Source organism: Komagataeibacter kakiaceti JCM 25156 (assembly GCF_000613305.1).
Genome location: NZ_BAIO01000589.1, coordinates 1 through 1,299, shown reverse-complemented (window position 1 = coordinate 1,299; position 1,299 = coordinate 1). Strand labels below are relative to the sequence as shown.

Sequence of the window (1,299 nt, the reverse complement as noted above, 5' to 3'; positions counted from 1 at the left end):
ACCTGCCAAGTTTGCGGACCTCAATCGGTGCCCGCTGGCCATTCTCCTGCATGGAAGCGGCAATCAATGCTGCCCAGTCGGGATCGACTGCCCGCAGGCGTTCCCCGACCTCAATGTCGGCTACAGGTATCTGTTCGATGTTCATGCCGCCACTCCGTTTTGACGGTGTGCGTCATGCGGCAGGGCGGTAGGTGTCCTGATAACGGTCATGGAAACAGGAGACCCGTCATGATGGTAGCGACCCGGCCAGATATTCTGCGGCTCACGCCCCAGCACCCTGGCAATTTCGCGCTCGATAGGAACCGAATATCCCACGGTTCCGATGGTCTTGCTCACGGCACGGCTATCGCGGCCAATCAGGGTAGAGAACTTCGCAAGCGAACCGTATCGCTTCCGAAGTTCCGCCTTGATGTCCTCGGCGTGCATTCCTCTCGCTTCTGTGCCATATATAGCTCCTGAGATTCGGGGCGGTGCCAGCCGCCCTTTTCTTCAACCCCGTTTCAGCGACTTTACGCCGCTGTCCTTCGTCGCGAGGTGTGCCGTGATATTACCGCTTCCGAGTTCGTCTTCAAGCTCAAAAAGGCGCATCCGAGTTGTTTTGTGTGGAAAACCTGTGTGTAAGCACCGGAAGTGATTGAAATGACTGCAAAAAATAACTCTTATGCGGTGAACGAGCGTAATATCCGAGTTTCAAACGTAAACTCGGATGTGGTTTCCTCTGATCCGGTGGTTGAAAGACTGCGCGAGGCGATAAGAAGCGCCGGAGGCAATAAGCGGGTATCGGCGCTATCAGGAGTGCCACTCGGATCCCTCACAAACTATCTTGGTGGTCGCCAGATGCCTTTCGGCGCTGCCTTAAAGATTGCTCGCGCCTGTGCCGTGTCTCTTGAGTGGATGGCCGGTCGTGAGGATACGCCAAAGCAGGAAGCCTGCGTTCTGTCTGCGCCGATGCAGAACGACGACGATCTAACCTACATAGACTATTACAATATCGCTGCGTCCGCAGGCTTCGGCCTGTGTGCCGATGAGGTAGAAAAACCTGAGAAAGTAGCCATTTCCAAGCGCTTCCTACGGCAAGACCTTGGCCTAGAACCAAATCGTGCCCTTATGCTGGAAACCCGTGGCGACAGCATGGAGCCCGCTCTACGGGCTGGTGACCGCCTCGTCGTCGATACCCGCCAGCAGCACATCCTTGATGGCGTTCACGTCCTGGTCGTAAACGGCGGCCTGCTGGTCAAGCGCGTGTCAGCCGAACCAGACGGCAAGGTTCGCATCGCCTCGGATAACCCGCTTTATCCG

Annotated in this window: 2 protein-coding genes; one reads left to right on the top strand and one right to left on the bottom strand. The window is 56.5% G+C overall.

Features of this window, described 5'->3' with window-relative positions:
• Positions 1-141: 141 nt before the first annotated feature.
• Positions 142-426 (bottom strand): helix-turn-helix domain-containing protein, encoded by a 285-nt coding sequence (locus JCM25156_RS16895; RefSeq protein WP_025814068.1) that lies wholly within the window; start codon positions 424-426, stop codon positions 142-144.
• Positions 427-639: 213 nt separating this feature from the next.
• Here JCM25156_RS16895 and JCM25156_RS29040 point away from each other — a divergent pair.
• A partial coding sequence (locus JCM25156_RS29040) for a S24 family peptidase (RefSeq protein WP_242402726.1) occupies positions 640-1,299 on the top strand: 660 nt, incomplete at its 3' end.

Bases quoted from the DNA above. Each gene is read 5' to 3' on its own strand.
- JCM25156_RS16895 (WP_025814068.1), bottom strand. From the start codon at position 426: ATGCACGCCGAGGACATCAAGGCGGAACTTCGGAAGCGATACGGTTCG.